The sequence below is a fragment of the Agrobacterium sp. InxBP2 genome (genome assembly GCF_026191755.1).
In the GTDB taxonomy this organism is placed as follows: domain Bacteria; phylum Pseudomonadota; class Alphaproteobacteria; order Rhizobiales; family Rhizobiaceae; genus Agrobacterium; species Agrobacterium pusense.
The window spans coordinates 45,572-61,560 of sequence record NZ_JAINDY010000030.1; the positions used below are offsets into that span (position 1 = coordinate 45,572).

The 15,989-nt window shown below is 58.2% G+C and carries 15 protein-coding genes; 10 read left to right on the plus strand and 5 right to left on the minus strand.

The annotated features are described in order from the left end of the window. Nucleotides 1-143: 143 nt before the first annotated feature. A complete protein-coding gene (locus tag K7A42_RS15445) occupies nt 144-602 on the minus strand; it encodes a YbaK/EbsC family protein (protein WP_004439110.1) in 459 nt (152 codons plus the stop codon). A gap of 470 nt (nt 603-1,072) precedes the next feature. Here K7A42_RS15445 and K7A42_RS15450 point away from each other — a divergent pair, with 470 nt between their 5' ends. Beyond that, entirely contained in the window at nt 1,073-1,282 is a 210-nt protein-coding gene (locus K7A42_RS15450; RefSeq protein WP_003492998.1) for a cold-shock protein, read from the plus strand. 386 nt (nt 1,283-1,668) lie between these two features. On the opposite strand, the gene K7A42_RS15455 is transcribed toward K7A42_RS15450, so the two are convergent. The 4 genes from K7A42_RS15455 to K7A42_RS15470 all read right to left on the minus strand — a co-directional run bounded on the left by K7A42_RS15455 (nt 1,669) and on the right by K7A42_RS15470 (nt 4,772). Beyond that, nucleotides 1,669-3,060: a dipeptidase gene (locus K7A42_RS15455; RefSeq protein WP_004439120.1), complete on the minus strand. Its 1,392-nt coding sequence runs from the start codon at nt 3,058-3,060 to the stop codon at nt 1,669-1,671. Between the two features lie 164 nt (nt 3,061-3,224). Then, nucleotides 3,225-3,659 (minus strand): MarR family winged helix-turn-helix transcriptional regulator, encoded by a 435-nt coding sequence (locus tag K7A42_RS15460; RefSeq protein WP_004439123.1) that lies wholly within the window; start codon nt 3,657-3,659, stop codon nt 3,225-3,227. A gap of 318 nt (nt 3,660-3,977) precedes the next feature. Beyond that, the gene (locus tag K7A42_RS15465) at nt 3,978-4,346 is read right to left on the minus strand and encodes a hypothetical protein (RefSeq protein ID WP_282455513.1); all 369 of its coding nucleotides are present in this window, start codon (nt 4,344-4,346) and stop codon (nt 3,978-3,980) included. Nucleotides 4,347-4,388: 42 nt separating this feature from the next. Continuing rightward, the gene (locus K7A42_RS15470; RefSeq protein ID WP_112556094.1) at nt 4,389-4,772 is read right to left on the minus strand and encodes a hypothetical protein; all 384 of its coding nucleotides are present in this window, start codon (nt 4,770-4,772) and stop codon (nt 4,389-4,391) included. A 90-nt stretch (nt 4,773-4,862) separates the two neighbouring features. Between K7A42_RS15470 and polA the strand changes: the two genes are divergently transcribed. From polA to K7A42_RS15515, 9 genes are all read left to right on the plus strand, one after another. Then, nucleotides 4,863-7,859: a DNA polymerase I gene (gene polA, locus K7A42_RS15475; RefSeq protein WP_282455621.1), complete on the plus strand. Its 2,997-nt coding sequence runs from the start codon at nt 4,863-4,865 to the stop codon at nt 7,857-7,859. Between the two features lie 75 nt (nt 7,860-7,934). Beyond that, nucleotides 7,935-8,654 carry a DUF1868 domain-containing protein gene (locus K7A42_RS15480; RefSeq protein WP_282455514.1) on the plus strand — a complete coding sequence of 240 codons (720 nt, stop codon included), beginning with the start codon at nt 7,935-7,937 and terminating at the stop codon, nt 8,652-8,654. Nucleotides 8,655-8,846: 192 nt separating this feature from the next. Continuing rightward, on the plus strand, nt 8,847-9,032 hold the full coding sequence (gene rpmF / locus K7A42_RS15485; RefSeq protein ID WP_003507205.1) for a 50S ribosomal protein L32: 186 nt from the start codon (nt 8,847-8,849) through the stop codon (nt 9,030-9,032). 160 nt (nt 9,033-9,192) lie between these two features. Further along, nucleotides 9,193-11,019 (plus strand): sensor histidine kinase, encoded by a 1,827-nt coding sequence (locus K7A42_RS15490; protein WP_081093458.1) that lies wholly within the window; start codon nt 9,193-9,195, stop codon nt 11,017-11,019. Beyond that, a complete protein-coding gene (locus tag K7A42_RS15495; protein WP_004439142.1) occupies nt 11,016-12,362 on the plus strand; it encodes a sigma-54-dependent transcriptional regulator in 1,347 nt (448 codons plus the stop codon). The genes K7A42_RS15490 and K7A42_RS15495 overlap by 4 nt, the downstream gene beginning before the upstream one ends. Before the next feature lie 198 nt (nt 12,363-12,560). Beyond that, the gene (locus tag K7A42_RS15500; RefSeq protein ID WP_173614935.1) at nt 12,561-13,544 is read left to right on the plus strand and encodes a tripartite tricarboxylate transporter substrate-binding protein; all 984 of its coding nucleotides are present in this window, start codon (nt 12,561-12,563) and stop codon (nt 13,542-13,544) included. Nucleotides 13,545-13,644: 100 nt separating this feature from the next. Next, nucleotides 13,645-14,106, plus strand: a complete 462-nt coding sequence (locus K7A42_RS15505) for a tripartite tricarboxylate transporter TctB family protein (RefSeq protein ID WP_004439147.1) — start codon at nt 13,645-13,647, stop codon at nt 14,104-14,106. Nucleotides 14,107-14,115: 9 nt separating this feature from the next. After that, on the plus strand, nt 14,116-15,621 hold the full coding sequence (locus K7A42_RS15510; RefSeq protein WP_004439149.1) for a tripartite tricarboxylate transporter permease: 1,506 nt from the start codon (nt 14,116-14,118) through the stop codon (nt 15,619-15,621). A gap of 148 nt (nt 15,622-15,769) precedes the next feature. After that, complete coding sequence (locus K7A42_RS15515; protein WP_006699817.1) at nt 15,770-15,982, plus strand: SlyX family protein; 213 nt, start codon at nt 15,770-15,772, stop codon at nt 15,980-15,982. Nucleotides 15,983-15,989 lie beyond the last annotated feature (7 nt).

The following is a 15,989-nucleotide window of genomic DNA, read 5'->3' on the forward strand; positions in this document are numbered from 1 at the left end:
CCAGCCGAAATCGCTCCTTTTGCGGGACCGCCTGTGCCTTGTCGGCCTCAGGCGTCTATGCCTGCGCGATCCTTAATCCAGGATGAAGAGTTTAAATGCGGCAATTTAAGGCGGGGTTAAGCCCAGGCCGGATCAAATCGGCGTCATTGGCAGACGTCGACCCATTCAGCTTTAGTCAGTTCGGCCATCACATGGGGAGAAATCCGCACCGCTGCATTGGTAGCGCCGGCTGCCGGAACCACTTCAAGATAATCTCTCAGCGATATGTCGCAAAACACCGGCAAAGGCGACGGCAAGCCGAAGGGGCATACGCCGCCGACAGGATGGCTGGTCACCGCAACCACCTCGTCCGCCCCCAGCATGCGCGGTTTCGTTCCGAAATGATCACGGAATTTCCTGTTGTCGAGGCGTTTCGTACCCGCGGTGACAACGAGCAGAATGGCATCGCCCGCCTTGAGGCAGATCGTTTTGGCGATCTGGTCTGGCTCGACGCCATGTGCTTCAGCGGCGAGCGCAACGGTTGCCGAACTGGCTTCCGTTTCAATGATCGTCACCTCGGGTGATTTTTCGGCAAAAAATGCTCTGACGGATTGAATAGACATGCGTATTTGTTAGGCGGTTAGAAATGGTTGTTCAAGATGTCACGCTTAAGCTATGCAATAATCGCAATGCTGCGCTGCGATAGAATGTCTGTTTTTTGAGCGGCGATGTTGTATGTTCAAAACATCGAAGCGACGCACTCCTCCTCCCAGCGTCGCCCGATTGGACTGGCAATACTCCTCCTCCCAATTGTCAGTCAGTTTCAAGAACCCGGCGCACCTCCTCCCGCGCCGGGTTTTTGCTATTTGGCGCTTCCTTTTTCGAGCCCTGGCGGACCCCTGATGCGATAGTTTCGTTCAAAGAAACTTGACTTTCAGCCCCTTCCAACCTAGGTACTTCGCCATCGATATTTGTTTGACGACCAGAGCTTCGGCGTCTTTCCAGACGCTCACGACGATCTTTTCCTTCAAATTCGACCCCAAGACCGCGCTGCTCGCAGCGCAAATACAATTGCCAACGGAAGGAAATCGTTATGGCGACTGGTACAGTAAAGTGGTTCAACGCAACCAAGGGCTACGGCTTCATTCAGCCGGACGACGGTTCGCAGGACGTTTTCGTTCACATCTCGGCTGTTGAGCGCGCAGGTCTGACCGCCCTCAACGACGGCCAGAAGCTTTCTTACGAGCTGATGCAGGACCGCCGCTCTGGCAAGATGTCCGCAGGCAACCTCGTCGCTGCCTGATACGCAACAGGCCCGAAAGGGTTTCTTGCATGAACTGAAAGGCCGGATTTTTCCGGCCTTTTTCTTTGGAAGGAAGTCCGGCGGGCGGGGTCTTGAAAACGGCGGTACGTATACCGATATAGGGTTCAACAGTGTTTCAGATGAAAACTGTCAGGGGCGTCTTAAGATGCCGCTGTTGTTGCGTTAACCAAAGATTAACCAAAACAGATGATCCTGATTGTGAAAGCAGCGTCGGAAATCGACGCGCTCTGAAACATCAGACCGTTGAACCGCTTTGACCACGGATGTACTGGCATTGACGGAAAACGGATGGAAAGGTCGGGCTTGCCCGGCCTTTTTGTTTTTGGAGTGAGCGGAGGCGCCCGACCAGTGGCGCCTCCTCTTTTTTATTTCGCGGCCAGTGCGTCGAGAATGCGGATCCAGGAGCGAATGCCCTTGTGGAAGGACTGCAGGTCGTATTTTTCATTCGGCGAATGAATGCGATCGTCCGTCAAGCCGAAACCGACGAGCAGCGAATCCATGCCGAGCATTTTCTGGAAATCGCCCACGATCGGGATAGAGCCGCCCATGCCGATCACGACGGCCGGTTTGGGCCACTCTTCCGAAAGGGCGTTCTTCGCCTTGGTCAGGACGGGTGAATCGTATGAAAGCTGGATCGCCGGCGATGCGCCATGCTCGTGGAATTCCACGGAGCAATCAGCCGGAATTTTCGAGCGTACATAGGCCCGGAAGTTTTCGCGAATGGCGGCGGGGTTCTGTTCGCCGACAAGGCGGAACGACACCTTGGCGGAAGCTTTTGCTGCAATAACGGTCTTGAAGCCATCACCGGTGTACCCGCCTATGATGCCGTTGACCTCCGCTGTCGGCCGCGCCCAGGTCTGTTCCAGCACGGAGCGGCCCTTTTCACCCGAGGGAACCGAAAGGCCCACTTCACCGAGGAAGGTTTCTGCGGTGCGGCCCAGCGTTTCCCAGGCAGCCTTGATATTGGCGGGCGTTTCTTCCACGCCGTCATAGAAGCCGTCGAGCGTCACGCGGCCGGTCTCGTCATGCAGGCCAGAGAGAATGTCGGTCAGGATGTGGATGGGATTTGCGGCGGCGCCACCGAAAAGACCCGAATGCAGATCGCGATCGGCGGCGGTGATGACGATTTCTTCGCCGACCAGACCACGCAGCGCCGCGGCAATGGCGGGCGTATCCCGGTCCCACATGCCGGTATCGCAGACCAGCGCATAATCCGCCTTCAGCTCTTCCGCATTCGCTTCGAGGAACGGCTTCAGCGAGGGCGAACCGGATTCTTCTTCACCTTCAAAAAGAATGGTGACGCGCACCGGCAGGCCGCCATTCACGGCCTTGTAGGCGCGGCAGGCCTCCACGAAGGTCATCAGCTGGCCCTTGTCATCCGCCGTACCGCGTCCTGTAATCACCTGACGGCCTGCGCCGATATCCTTGACGGCGGGTTCGAAAGGATCGTTTTCCCAGAGATCGAGCGGATCGACCGGCTGTACATCATAATGGCCGTAGAAAAGCACATGTGGGGCGTCTTCATTGGCCGCATCGTGATGCGCCACCACCATGGGGTGACCGGCTGTATCGCGAACGGAGGCGGTAAAGCCGAGCGCTGAAAGCGTTCTCACGAGCCATTCCGCCGCCTTGCGGCACTCGGCCTTGTAAGCGGGGTCCGTGGAAATCGACGGAATGCGAACGAGTTCGAACAGTCGCTCGAGGCTGGAGGTGAGATTGTCATCGGCAGTGGAAAGAATGGGGGAAACGTCTGTCATCGCTGATCCTGTCATGTCTGTCGTGACCCGGCGATAAGACGAAACTTCCGGGCATCGCGCATCGCGGGAAACAAGGGCCGGCGTGTCGTGAATCGGCAAACGCGCGGCCGTGGGAACGATAGAGCAGTTCAGGAAAACTGCGAAGCGGTTTCGAGTTGGAAGCGCTATTTTGCTTTTTTTGCGCTCTCGATGGCGCGACGCATATATTCCAGCAGAAGCTGGCGTTCAAAACGCCGGAAATCCGCAAGCAACATGTCTTCGGTGGCCTCAGAAGCGGCAATGGCATTCGCTTCCAGGTCCCTGCCGCGCTGCGTCAATTTGATGATCTGAGCGCGGCGGTCACCGGGATGCGTCTTTCGCACGATCAGCCCGTCGCGCTCCATGCGTGAGAGCGTGTTAGCAAGCGTTGCCTGTTCGACATCGATTCTGTCGAGCAACTGCCTTTGCGTCAGCCCTTCTTCATGCCAGAGCTCGATGAGAATGGGGAATTGGCCGGGAGAGAAGCCCAATGCGGCGGCTCTTTTCTGCAGCGCCATAGTGAACTCCCGCGCCATTTTGGCGGCGAGATAGATGGCCGATTCATCCCGGGAAAATCCCATTCCTCCGTCCCTCAGACAGTTTGGCCAGACGGCGCCGGCAATTCAATAGTGCGATATATATCGCACGATATGTTTTTGCCAGCCGGTAACAGGCGCAAAATAAAACCGCCATGGCCTGGAGGGGACGGCCATGGCGGTCATATTGGAGGACAAAGGCCCGGAGAGGGGGAAAGGCCTTTGTCCGGTCTGACGCGGCGGGGGACGAGCCAGCTATCAGACTACGGCGTGATCAGGCGCCGTCCTCTAAGAAATGTGTCTGCAAATGCGGCTTTTCAAGGGAAAGATGGATTACAAATCGGTAAGGTATGAGCCGGCGTTTCAAAACTCTCGCCTTCTGCGCTCCACGTAAACAATCAGCGCAAAACCCACTCCAGCAAGTCCAGCTGTTGTACATAAAAAAAAGAGTGCCTGGCGGCCGACGCCAAGCTCTGAGGGCAAAATGGCCAGAACGAGAAACGCGGTAAAAAGTGCTGCGTTGGCGACACGATAAAGGGCCGTTCCAGCGGGGCTTTGCAATGCGACGGCGGAAAAACTGCTGAGCCCTTGGATAGCCGCGCAATACATCATGGCTAGCAGCCCGTGATGAAAAATCTCCGTTGCATCACTCCCTCCAAACCAAGAGAGGAGAACAGTGGCGGCGGTCAATGAGATCCCACCTGTTAATGCTGATACTATACGGTCGCGCAAGGTAGGCTCCCTAACTCCGGGAAATTTTAAAGTGATATCTATTTAACGGTTCTCACCATGTCTGCTTCTCTGAAGCGTTCCCAAAGCAAAATTCGCGCCGCCTACGACTATGACGAACAGGCAGAAATAGAGGATCTGACCGCGCAGATCGTTGGGCAATGGATCAATGACAATTAGCAAGAATATACCGAGAACTGCCGCTTCGAGAGCATGATACTCGAGCATCGTCAAAATGCCACGGCGGTGGTCTCGTTCTCTTGGAAAAAAATGGCGCAGTCCCGTCGTCGCCAGAAGATAAAGTGGTGCAAGCAGGGACTTCTGAAAAATAGCAACCCCATCCTCACCATTGAACCACACGAAAAGACCTGTGGCAGTGGCGAATAAAAGCGCTCCAAAATAAGTTTGTAAGATAGCATTTTTCGACATCGGCTTTTCCCTAGAAATCATCAAAGATATAGCCTCGCATCCGATCTCGACGATAGACCTTTCGCCTCTGGCGCGCTATCCATGCTACCCATGAAAAAAGGCGATCATCTCTTCCTCGTTGACGGGTCCGGTTTCATTTTCCGGGCCTTCCATGCCATCCCGCCGCTGAACCGCAAGTCGGACGGGCTGCCGGTCAACGCCGTTTCCGGCTTCTGCAACATGTTGTGGAAGCTCCTGAAGGATGCGCGCAACACCGATGTCGGCGTGACGCCCACGCATTTTGCGGTAATTTTTGATTATTCGTCAAAGACATTCCGCAATGAGCTTTATGATCTCTATAAAGCCAATCGCACGGCGCCGCCGGAAGATCTGGTGCCGCAATTCGGGCTGATACGGGAGGCGACGCGCGCCTTCAACCTTCCCTGCATCGAGACGGAAGGCTTCGAGGCGGACGATATCATCGCCACCTATGCCCGGCAGGCGGAGGCCATTGGGGCCGATGTCACCATCATCTCCTCCGACAAGGATCTGATGCAGCTCGTCACTGCCAATGTCCACATGTACGATGCGATGAAGGACAAGCAGATCGGCATCCCCGATGTCATAGAGAAATGGGGCGTGGGTCCCGAAAAGATGATCGACCTGCAGGCCATGACCGGCGATTCGACCGACAATGTTCCGGGCATCCCCGGCATCGGTCCAAAGACGGCCGCGCAATTGCTGGAAGAATACGGCGATCTCGATACGCTGCTCGCCCGGGCAGGTGAGATCAAGCAGCAGAAGCGTCGGGAAAATATCATCGCCAATGCGGAACTTGCTCGTATTTCCAGACAGCTCGTGGCCCTGAGAACCGACGTGCCGCTGGATCAGCCGCTTGAAGCACTGGTGCTGGAACCTCAGAACGGCCCGAAACTCATTGCCTTCCTGAAGGCGATGGAATTCACCACGCTGACGCGGCGGGTTGCCGAAGCGACAGAGACCGATGCTTCCGCCATTGAGTCCGCCAATGTGCCGGTTCAGTGGGGCGCTGACGCCCATGGTCCTGATCTCGATGCGCCGGCCGCTCCGGCTGCGGGTGAAGCGGCTGCTGGCGTAACGGGCACTGCGGTTTCGCCCGCTATTCCGGCGCGGAAAGGTGTCGGGGAGGGCAGCGCGCCGGCTGATCTTGCCACCGCCCGCCAGACGCTTTTTGCCGCCGCCAAGATCGACACGAGCGCCTACACGACGATCAGGGATCTTGCGACGCTGGACCTCTGGGTTGCGGCGGCGCGGGAAACGGGGGTCGTCGCGTTCGATACGGAAACGACCTCGCTTGATCCGATGCAGGCGGAGTTCGTCGGGTTTTCGCTGGCAATCGCCGATAATGGCAAGGATGCCTCGGGCAGCGATATACGCGCCGCCTACATTCCCTTGACGCACAAGACTGGCTCCGGCGGCGATCTATTCAGCGATGGTATCAGGCTCGCCGAAGGCCAGGTGCCCTTTGACGAAGCACTGGTCCGTCTCAAGGACTTGCTTGAAGACGAGGCCGTGCTGAAGGTCGCGCAAAATCTCAAATATGACTATCTGCTCATGAAACGCCATGGCGTCGTCATGCAGAGTTTCGACGATACGATGCTGATCTCCTATGTGCTTGAGGCTGGCAAAGCGACGCACGGCATGGATTCGCTGTCCGAACGTTGGCTCGGCCATACGCCGATCCCCTATAAGGACGTGGCGGGATCGGGCAAGTCGAGCGTTACCTTCGATTTTGTCGACATCGACAAGGCGACGGCATATGCAGCGGAGGACGCTGACGTCACCTTGCGGCTGTGGATGGCGCTGAAGCCGCGGCTTGTTTCAGAACGGCTGACCAAGGTTTACGAGCGGCTGGAGCGTCCGCTGGTGCCTGTTCTGGCGCATATGGAGGAGCGTGGCATCACCGTCGACCGGCAAATCCTCTCACGTCTTTCCGGCGAACTCGCCCAGAAGGCGGCAGCGTTTGAAGAGGAAATCTACGAGCTGGCCGGCGAGCGTTTCAACATCGGCTCGCCAAAGCAGCTCGGCGACATCCTGTTCGGCAAGATGGGCCTGCCGGGCGGCTCCAAGACCAAGACCGGCCAATGGTCGACCTCGGCACAGGTGCTGGAGGATTTGGCGGCTGAAGGTATTGAACTGCCCCGCAAGATCGTCGACTGGCGGCAGCTGACGAAGCTGAAATCCACCTATACGGATGCTCTGCCGGGATATATCCACCCGGAGACGAAACGTGTGCATACATCCTATGCGCTGGCCTCCACCACAACAGGCCGTCTGTCGTCCTCGGAACCGAACCTTCAGAACATCCCCGTCCGCACGGCGGAAGGGCGAAAAATCCGCACGGCTTTCATCTCCACGCCCGGCCACAAGCTTCTTTCCGCCGACTACAGCCAGATCGAACTGCGCGTGCTGGCCCATGTCGCCGATATTCCGCAGCTTCGCAACGCCTTCGAAAACGGCATCGACATTCATGCCATGACGGCTTCGGAAATGTTTGGTGTGCCTGTCGAAGGCATGCCCTCGGAAGTGCGCCGCCGCGCCAAGGCCATCAATTTCGGCATTATCTACGGTATTTCGGCTTTCGGTCTCGCCAACCAGCTCGGTATCGCCCGTTCTGAAGCCGGCGAATATATCAAGAAATATTTCGAGCGTTTTCCCGGCATCCGCGACTACATGGAGGCGACAAAGGCTTTCGCCCGTGAGAACGGTTATGTCGAGACGATTTTCGGCCGCCGCGCCCATTATCCGGAAATCCGCTCGTCCAACCCTTCCGTGAAGGCCTTCAATGAGCGCGCCGCCATTAACGCCCCGATCCAGGGCTCCGCGGCGGATATAATACGGCGCGCCATGGTCCGTATCGAACCGGCGCTGGAGGCTGAAAACCTTTCCGCCCGCATGCTGTTGCAGGTGCATGACGAACTCATCTTCGAGGTCGATGAAGCGGAAATCGAGAAAACTCTGCCCGTCGTCGTCTCGGTCATGGAAAATGCGGCCATGCCGGCAATCTCCATGAAGGTGCCATTGCAGGTGGATGCCCGCGCGGCTGACAACTGGGACGAGGCGCATTGACCGGCTTTTGGCCGGTCCATGTCATGGCTGTGTCGCGTGCACGGATTAGAGGAAACCCTTCACGAGGAGTTTCCCATGCACGCCCCGCTCGTCTCGAAAGATCTCGGCTATATTTCTGCTGCCTGTCATGATCAGCCGCCGCGCCATCTCGGCAGCCGCTTTAATGAGAATGGTGAGTTTCTGCCTGAGCCGGGCAATACGGTCGTCTGCCATCTTGTTGGGGGCTCGCAGACCGAAAACGCGATCATTGCGACGCGTCAGCGCTTCCTGGATATGCCGGAGGCATCCCAGCTTGCTTTCACACCGGCTTCCAGCCTGCACATGACGGTGTTTCAGGGCATCATCGAGTTTCGGCGTGCTCTGCCCTATTGGCCGCAGACAATGCCGCTTGATACACCGATCGACACGATGACGGACTATTATCGCGACCGCCTTTCTGCTTTTCCGGCGCTGCCGGGATTCAACATGCAGGTCACCGGTTTGCGGCCGGTAGGTCTGGTCCTGACGGGAGCCACCGCCGAGGATGATCGCATTGTGGCCCTGTGGCGGGATACATTCGCCGATTTCTTCGGATATCGCCATCCTGATCATGACAGCTACGAGTTTCACATCACCCTGTCCTACATCATCAGCTGGTTCAAGCCCGAGTGCCTGCCGCGCTGGCAGGCGATGCTTGACGAGGAACTGGAAAAGCTGCGCGCCGCGGCGCCGTTTATGGAGATGCGTCCGCCGGCTTTCTGTGAATTCAGGGATATGAACCACTTCAAGGAACTCGTTGTTTTCGATAGAAGGTGAAGCATGATTGGCATTGCCTGAGGGCGGTTTGCCGCATGGTTTTTGCCGAATCGGAAAAAATGCGCGTCAGGGCTGGTCAAAGCCCGTTTGGGCATGTATAAGCGCGCCAAATTTCCGATATCGAGACATCCGACATTCGGCCTTTGGTTCTGGCCGGTTCCGTTGTTTCGCCGCTTAAGTGGAGTAACAAAAATGGCTGTACCAAAAAGAAAAACAAGCCCGTCCAAGCGTGGCATGCGCCGCTCGGCTGACGGTCTCAAGTCTGCGACCTATGTTGAAGACAAGAACTCCGGCGAACTGCGCCGTCCGCACCATATCGATCTGAAGACCGGTATGTATCGCGGCCGTCAGGTTCTGACGCCGAAGGAAAGCGCATAAGCTTTTCCGACGTGACTTTGCAAAAACCGGCCCTCGTGGCCGGTTTTTTGTTTTTAGCGAGCTATGACGGTGTCCAGCGCTCACTTGGAAAATCTCGTCACTCCTCCTACACTCGCTTCGGGAGAGCGGGTTCGATGCCTGCCGCGTGAGGGGAGTTTCGGTGAAATATCGCTGGATTTTGCTGATGATGCTCGGTCTTGGCCTCGGTTACGGTGCCGTGACAAAAGGAAGCGGCGTCATTGCAGAAAGCTATTTCGGTGAAATGTCCGAGCAGGGGCGCACGACGCTCCGGCTTGCCGTCTCCGCCCTTGGCGGGCTGTTGAACCGTTACGAGCCGCTGCCTGCCTTGATTGCAGATCATGATGACATTGAGGAGCTGGTCGCACATCCCAAGGATGAAGCCCTGCGACAGCGCGCCAATGTTTACCTCAAATCCATCAACACCCTGCTGGAATCCTCCGATATCTACATCATTACGCTGGATGGCGAGACAATCGCGGCCAGCAACTATGATGGTCCGACAAGCTTCGTCGGTGAGAATTTCAGCTACCGTCCCTATTTTCAGGATGCGGCGAAGGGCCTGCAGTCGCGGTTCTTCGCGCTCGGCACGACCTCGCACAAGCGCGGATATTATTTCTCCGCGCCTATTCTCTTCAATGCGGAAATAAAGGGCGTCATCGTCTTCAAGGTCGACATCGAAGGCATAGAGGCCTCCTTCGGCGATGGCGAAAACCGTATTCTTGTGTCGGATCCCGAAGGCATCATTTTCATGACCGGCACGCCGCAATGGCTTTACTCCGGCCTGATGCCGCTGACGCCCGAAAGACTGGCGCGTACCGAGGCCTCACGCCGTTACGCCAATGCCACACTGAAGGAACTGCCGCTGAAACACGGCAGTTTCGGCTCGCATCAGCTGATGACGATTACCCAGAACGAGGGGGACAGGGAATATATGGTCCTGTCGCAGCCGATGGCGGATGCAGGATGGACCGTCAGCGTGCTGATGGATACCGGTTCATTGCGGACACAGGTGAAGACGGCAATGATCGCGATCATCCTGTGCCTGTGTCTGGCAGCCGCGCTCATTGCGGCGATGCTGCAGAGACGGCGACGGCTGCGTGAACGGCTGACCCATCAGGCAGAAGCCCAGGCGGAGCTGGAACGGCGGGTCGAGGAACGCACTGCCGATCTGGCGCGTGTGAACCAGGAGATCGAACACGAAATTGCCGAACGCCGCCAGACGGAAAAACAATTACGCAAGATGCAGAATGATCTGGTGCAGGCGGGCAAGCTTGCGGCGCTCGGACAAATGTCGGCGGCCTTGTCGCATGAAATCAACCAGCCGCTTGCCGCAGCCAAGAATTATGCCGAAAACGCGTCGCTTCTTGTAGAGCGCGGGCGGCTGGACGAGGTCAGGGAAAACCTCAGGCGCATTTCGGGGCTCATCGATCGCATGGCCTCGATCAGCAGGCACCTCAGGAATTTCGCCCGAAAGCCGAACGAAAAAATGACTGCGGTCAGCCTGGAAACCGTGCTTCGCGACACGCTTGAAATCGTCGGTGCCCGGTTGAAGGCCGCCAATGCGGTGCTGGATGTCAATCTCGGCCCGGTGCCACTTGCGGTGAAAGCTGGTCCGGTGCGGCTGCAGCAGGTGCTCGTCAACATCATTTCCAACGCGGCGGACGCCGTGGAGGGGCGCGAGGATCGGCGCATCGCGCTCGAGGCCGTACAGCACGGCCAGACGGTTTCCGTCTTCATCCGCGACCGGGGACCAGGCGTTCCGCCGGCAATTTCGGATCGCATCTTCGATCCGTTTTTCACCACCAAGGGTGTGGGGCGTGGCCTCGGCCTCGGGCTTTCCATCTCCTATAACATCATCAAGGATTTTGGCGGCCAGTTGCGGGTGAGAAATCATGAGGAAGGGGGCGCGGAATTCGAGATCGAATTGCCCGCCGCCGCCTGGCGCATGGAGGCGGCTGCGGAATGACCATGTCGCGGGTTTTGCTGATCGATGACGAAGAGGAACTGCGCTTCTCCACTGCCCAGGCGCTGGAGCTTTCCGGTTTTGCCGTTACCATGCTGGCGAGCGCCGAACACGCGCTCGAACTCATCGGCTACAGTTTTGATGGTGTCGTGGTCAGCGACATCCGCATGCCCGGCATGGACGGCATGACACTGCTGCAGAAGGTGAGGGAGCTCGATGCGGAAATACCTGTGATTCTGATGACGGGTCACGGGGATGTTCAGCTGGCGGTCAACGCCATGCGCAATGGCGCCTATGATTTCATCGAGAAGCCGTTCACACCGCAATATCTCGCGGGCATCATCAAGCGGGCCAATGACCGGCGGGCGCTGGTGCTGGAAAATCGCCGTCTCAAGGCGGTGGCGGGCAAGCATGACGATCTCGAAACGCGCCTGCCGGGCAGAACCCAGGTGATGGTCGATCTGCGGTACCGCATTCGCGCCATCGGTGCGACGGATGCCGATACACTGATCGTCGGCGATACAGGCGCAGGCAAGGAGGTGGTTGCGCGGGCATTGCACGATATCAGCAGCAGAGCCAACCGGCCCTTTGTCGCGATCAACTGTGCGGCGCTTCCGCAGACACTGATTGAGAGCGAGTTGTTTGGTCACGAGGCCGGCGCCTTTCCGGGCGCGCTGCGCCCGCGTTATGGCAAGTTCGAACACGCGCGCGGCGGCACCATCCTGCTGGATGAAATCGGCTCTATGCCTTTCGAACTGCAGGGCCGATTGCTTCGCGTGCTGCAGGAAAGAGTGATTACCCGTCTTGGCTCGAATGAAACGGTCGAACTCGACGTGCGCTTCATTGCCACCAGCAAGGTAGATCTGGAACAGGAAGTTGCGGCTGGCCGTTTTCGCGCCGACCTTCTTTACCGCCTCAACGTCGCGACAATTCTCGTGCCGTCGCTCTCGCAGCGCAGCGCGGATATTCCGCTGCTCTTCCTCCATCTGGTACGGGAAGCTGCCGCCCGCTACGGGCGGGAGGATATGGAAGTGCCGCAGCACCTGCTCTCCGCTGTTTCGCTCAGGGAATGGCCGGGCAACGTCCGGGAATTGCGCAACGCTGCGGACCGCTTCGCGCTGGGCCTGGAAACCGACGTGTCCGATGCGTCGCCGGCGTTTCAGGATGATGGCAGGTCGGCTCTTGCCCCGAGGGTCGCGGCATATGAAAAAAGCCTGATTGCGCAGGCCATCGCAGCCCATGGGGGAAATCTGAAATCCGTTTATGAGAACCTCGGCATCTCCCGCAAAACCCTTTACGAGAAGATGCAGAAATACGAGCTTCACCGGCATATGACCGAGATCTGATGGGTGGATTTCCACCCATCTTTAGGCCGTCATGGGTTGAAATCCACCCATTATCTTTGGTTACACGGATAAAACTGCGTTTCATCGCAACAGTGCCGTTGCTGAATGTCACTTCGGGATCGCAAATATCGTCACCCCGGCCGCCATGGAGGAGCATGCGCGGCTGAAGTGGCGATCATTTTCATCCGGGAGGAATCGATGAAAATACTGAAGACAGTTTCCGGCCTTGCTGCCGCCGCTGCCGTTTCCCTTTTCGCGCTGTCCGCATCCGCTCAGACCTATCCCGAGCGTAACATCACCATGGTCGTGCCTTTCTCGGCCGGTGGCCCGACGGACACGGTGGCGCGTCTTGTGGCTGAATCCATGTCGAAGGATCTCGGCCAGCAGATCATCGTGGAAAATGTCGGCGGCGCTGGCGGCACGCTTGGCGCTGGCCGCGTTGCCTCCGCAGATCCCGATGGTTACACCATCCTTCTCCACCACATCGGCATGGCGACCAGCGCCACGCTCTATCGAAAGCTCGCTTACGACACGACCAGTGCTTTCGAATATGTTGGTCTGGTCACGGAAGTGCCGATGACCATCCTGTCGCGCAAGAACCTTGAGACCACGGACCTCAAGGGGCTGATCGATTACGCCAAGGCGAACAAGGACAAGGTCACCGTTGCCAATGCCGGCATCGGCGCGGCCTCTCATCTGTGCGGCATGCTGTTCATGAGCGCCATCGAGACGCCGCTCGTTACCGTTCCCTACAAGGGCACCGGCCCTGCCATGACCGATCTGCTGGGCGGCCAGGTGGACATCATGTGCGACCAGACCACCAACACCACCAAGCAGATCCAGGGCGGCACTGTGAAGGCTTATGCCGTAACCTCGCCGAAGCGGCTGGATGTGCTGAAGGACGTGCCGACAGTTGCCGAAGCTGGCTTGCCCAAACTCGAAGTCGGCATCTGGCACGGCATCTACACGCCGAAGGGCACGCCTGCGGAAATCAACCAGAAGCTCTCCAAGTCGCTGCAGATCGCGCTGAAGGACAAGAATGTCGCGGCGCGTTTTGCGGAGCTCGGCACTACGCCGTCGCCGGAAAGCGATGCGACACCGGCGGCGCTGAAGGCCAAGCTTGAGAGCGAAATCGCCCGCTGGAAGCCGGTGATTGAGGCTGCCGGCCAATATGCCGACTGATGAACGCGGAAAGACCGGCGGTTTCCTGCCGCCGGTCGACCGTGATCAACTTTAACAGGCGAACCGGCTGAATGTCGGGCGCCGTGGAGGGGCATCTTTCATGAAGTCGTTATTTAATGACCCTGCCGAAGCAGTCTGCGGGGCAATTTTTATGGGGCTTGGCGTCTTTTTTGCCTTGCAGTCCTATGGTCTGGAAATCGGAACCGCCTTCCGTATGGGGCCGGGCTACTTCCCGCTGGTACTCGCGATCATCCTGATCCTGCTTGGCGGCGTCATATTCCTGCGCGCAACCCGGCCGGCTGGCGAGGGCATCGGCGCAATCGCCTGGCGCGGCATATTTTTCATCCTGCCTGCACCGATCTTTTTCGGTTTCACTGTTCGGGGCCTGGGTTTTGTGCCGGCGCTGTTTTTCAGCGCGCTCATTGCGTCCTTCGCCTCACACAAGATGAGCCCGTTGATGGCGGTCGTTCTTTCCGCGGCTATCACCGTCTTTTCCGTCGCTGTTTTCAATTATGGTCTTGGCCTGCCTTTCCAGCGCTTCGGCCCCTGGCTCAACTTCTGAGGTATAGCGATGGATTTGCTCGATAATCTTGCGCTCGGTTTCGTCACCGCCTCGTCGCTGGCAAACCTCTTTTTCTGCCTGATCGGCGTGCTGCTTGGCACCCTCATCGGCGTTCTGCCCGGCATCGGCGCGACGGCGACGATCGCCATGTTGCTGCCGATCACCTTCCAGCTTGAGCCCGTCTCGTCGCTGATCATGCTCGCCGGCATCTATTACGGTGCGCAATATGGTGGGTCGACCACGGCGATCCTGATCAATATGCCCGGCGAATCGTCCTCTGCCGTCACCGCCATCGATGGTTACCAGATGGCACGCAAGGGCAAGGCGGGTGCAGCGCTTGCCATCGCCGCCATCGGATCGTTCTTCGCAGGCACGGTGTCCACTTTCCTTGTGGCGATCTTCGCGCCGCCGCTCACGGCAATCGCGCTGGAATTCGGCGCGGCGGAATATTTCTCGCTGATGGTCGTCGGCCTTGTGTCTTCCATCGCGCTCGCCCATGGCTCCATCGTCAAGGCGTTGGCCATGGTCGTGCTTGGCCTGCTACTCGGTCTCGTCGGCACGGATATCTATAGCGGCACGCCGCGCTTCACCCTCGGTATCCGCGAATATGCCGATGGCCTGAATTTCGTGGCTGTGGCTGTGGGTGTCTTCGGTATCGCCGAAATCCTGCGCAACCTCGAAAACGAGCGGACCCGTTCGGTGCTGATCGCCAAGGTTAGCGGCTTGATGCCGACCAAGGATGATTTCAAGCGCATGGTAGGGCCGGTTCTGCGCGGCACGGCCATTGGTTCGGCTCTCGGCATCCTGCCGGGTGGCGGGGCGATCCTTGCCGCCTTTGCCTCCTACACCGTGGAGAAACGTGTCTCCAAGAACCCGGAAGAATTCGGTCATGGTGCGGTCGCCGGTGTGGCCGGTCCGGAATCGGCCAACAATGCCGGTGCCCAGACGTCGTTCATTCCGCTGCTCACGCTCGGCATTCCGGCCAATCCGGTGATGGCGCTGATGATCGGGGCGATGATCATTCAGGGCATCGTCCCCGGTCCGAATGTGGCGACCGAACAGCCGGCGCTGTTCTGGGGCATCATCGCCTCCATGTGGATCGGCAATCTGATGCTGGTCATCCTCAACCTGCCACTGATCGGGCTGTGGGTGAAGCTGCTGACGGTGCCCTATTACGTGCTCTTCCCGATCATCATGGCCTTCTGCGCCATCGGGGTCTACAGCGTCAATTCCAACGTCTTCGATCTCTATGCCGTCGCCTTCTTCGGCTTCATCGGCTATGTGCTGGTGAAACTGCGCTGCGAACCTGCCCCGTTGCTGCTGGGCTTCGTGCTCGGTCCGCTGCTGGAGGAGAACCTGCGGCGCGCCATGATCCTCTCGCGTGGCGATCCGTCGACCTTCGTGACCCGGCCGATCAGCGCAACCCTGCTTTTCATTGCGCTCGCCGTGCTGATCATCGTCTTCCTCCCCAGCGTGAAGAAGAAGCGCGAAGAGGTTTTCGTAGAAGAAGACTGAGAATGCGATAAACTCATGTGGCCGGCGATGGAGACATCGCCGGCTTTTCTGTCTCTGTTTCCGCCATGCCGAATTCGCTTCACGAAAGCGACATATGGTTGACTCGCGAGCCTTTAGGCCCAAGGAAGGGCTGGAAAGAGAGGTCACCATGACGTCGGAAACCGAAGAACGGATCATCGCGCTCGAGGAAACGGTCGCGCATCAGGTGAAGGTGATAGAGGAACTGTCGGACCAGCTGGCGGAGCAGTGGAAGGTTGTTGAACAGACCCGCGCCAAGCTTGATCGCCTGACGGAGCGGTTCCTGAGTCTTGAGGAGCAGTCATTGGACGCGCCCGCCATCACAAGGCCACCGCATTACTGACGGGAGA

Excerpts from the sequence above, each read along its gene's own strand:
- K7A42_RS15445 (WP_004439110.1), bottom strand. The coding sequence starts at position 602 with ATGTCTATTCAATCCGTCAGAGCATTTTTTGCCGAAAAATCACCCGAG.
- K7A42_RS15450 (WP_003492998.1), top strand. The coding sequence starts at position 1,073 with ATGGCGACTGGTACAGTAAAGTGGTTCAACGCAACCAAGGGCTACGGC.
- K7A42_RS15455 (WP_004439120.1), bottom strand. The coding sequence starts at position 3,060 with ATGACAGACGTTTCCCCCATTCTTTCCACTGCCGATGACAATCTCACC.
- K7A42_RS15460 (WP_004439123.1), bottom strand. The coding sequence starts at position 3,659 with ATGGGATTTTCCCGGGATGAATCGGCCATCTATCTCGCCGCCAAAATG.
- K7A42_RS15470 (WP_112556094.1), bottom strand. The coding sequence starts at position 4,772 with ATGTCGAAAAATGCTATCTTACAAACTTATTTTGGAGCGCTTTTATTC.
- polA (WP_282455621.1), top strand. The coding sequence starts at position 4,863 with ATGAAAAAAGGCGATCATCTCTTCCTCGTTGACGGGTCCGGTTTCATT.
- K7A42_RS15480 (WP_282455514.1), top strand. The coding sequence starts at position 7,935 with ATGCACGCCCCGCTCGTCTCGAAAGATCTCGGCTATATTTCTGCTGCC.
- rpmF (WP_003507205.1), top strand. The coding sequence starts at position 8,847 with ATGGCTGTACCAAAAAGAAAAACAAGCCCGTCCAAGCGTGGCATGCGC.
- K7A42_RS15495 (WP_004439142.1), top strand. The coding sequence starts at position 11,016 with ATGACCATGTCGCGGGTTTTGCTGATCGATGACGAAGAGGAACTGCGC.
- K7A42_RS15500 (WP_173614935.1), top strand. The coding sequence starts at position 12,561 with ATGAAAATACTGAAGACAGTTTCCGGCCTTGCTGCCGCCGCTGCCGTT.
- K7A42_RS15505 (WP_004439147.1), top strand. The coding sequence starts at position 13,645 with ATGAAGTCGTTATTTAATGACCCTGCCGAAGCAGTCTGCGGGGCAATT.
- K7A42_RS15510 (WP_004439149.1), top strand. The coding sequence starts at position 14,116 with ATGGATTTGCTCGATAATCTTGCGCTCGGTTTCGTCACCGCCTCGTCG.
- K7A42_RS15515 (WP_006699817.1), top strand. The coding sequence starts at position 15,770 with ATGACGTCGGAAACCGAAGAACGGATCATCGCGCTCGAGGAAACGGTC.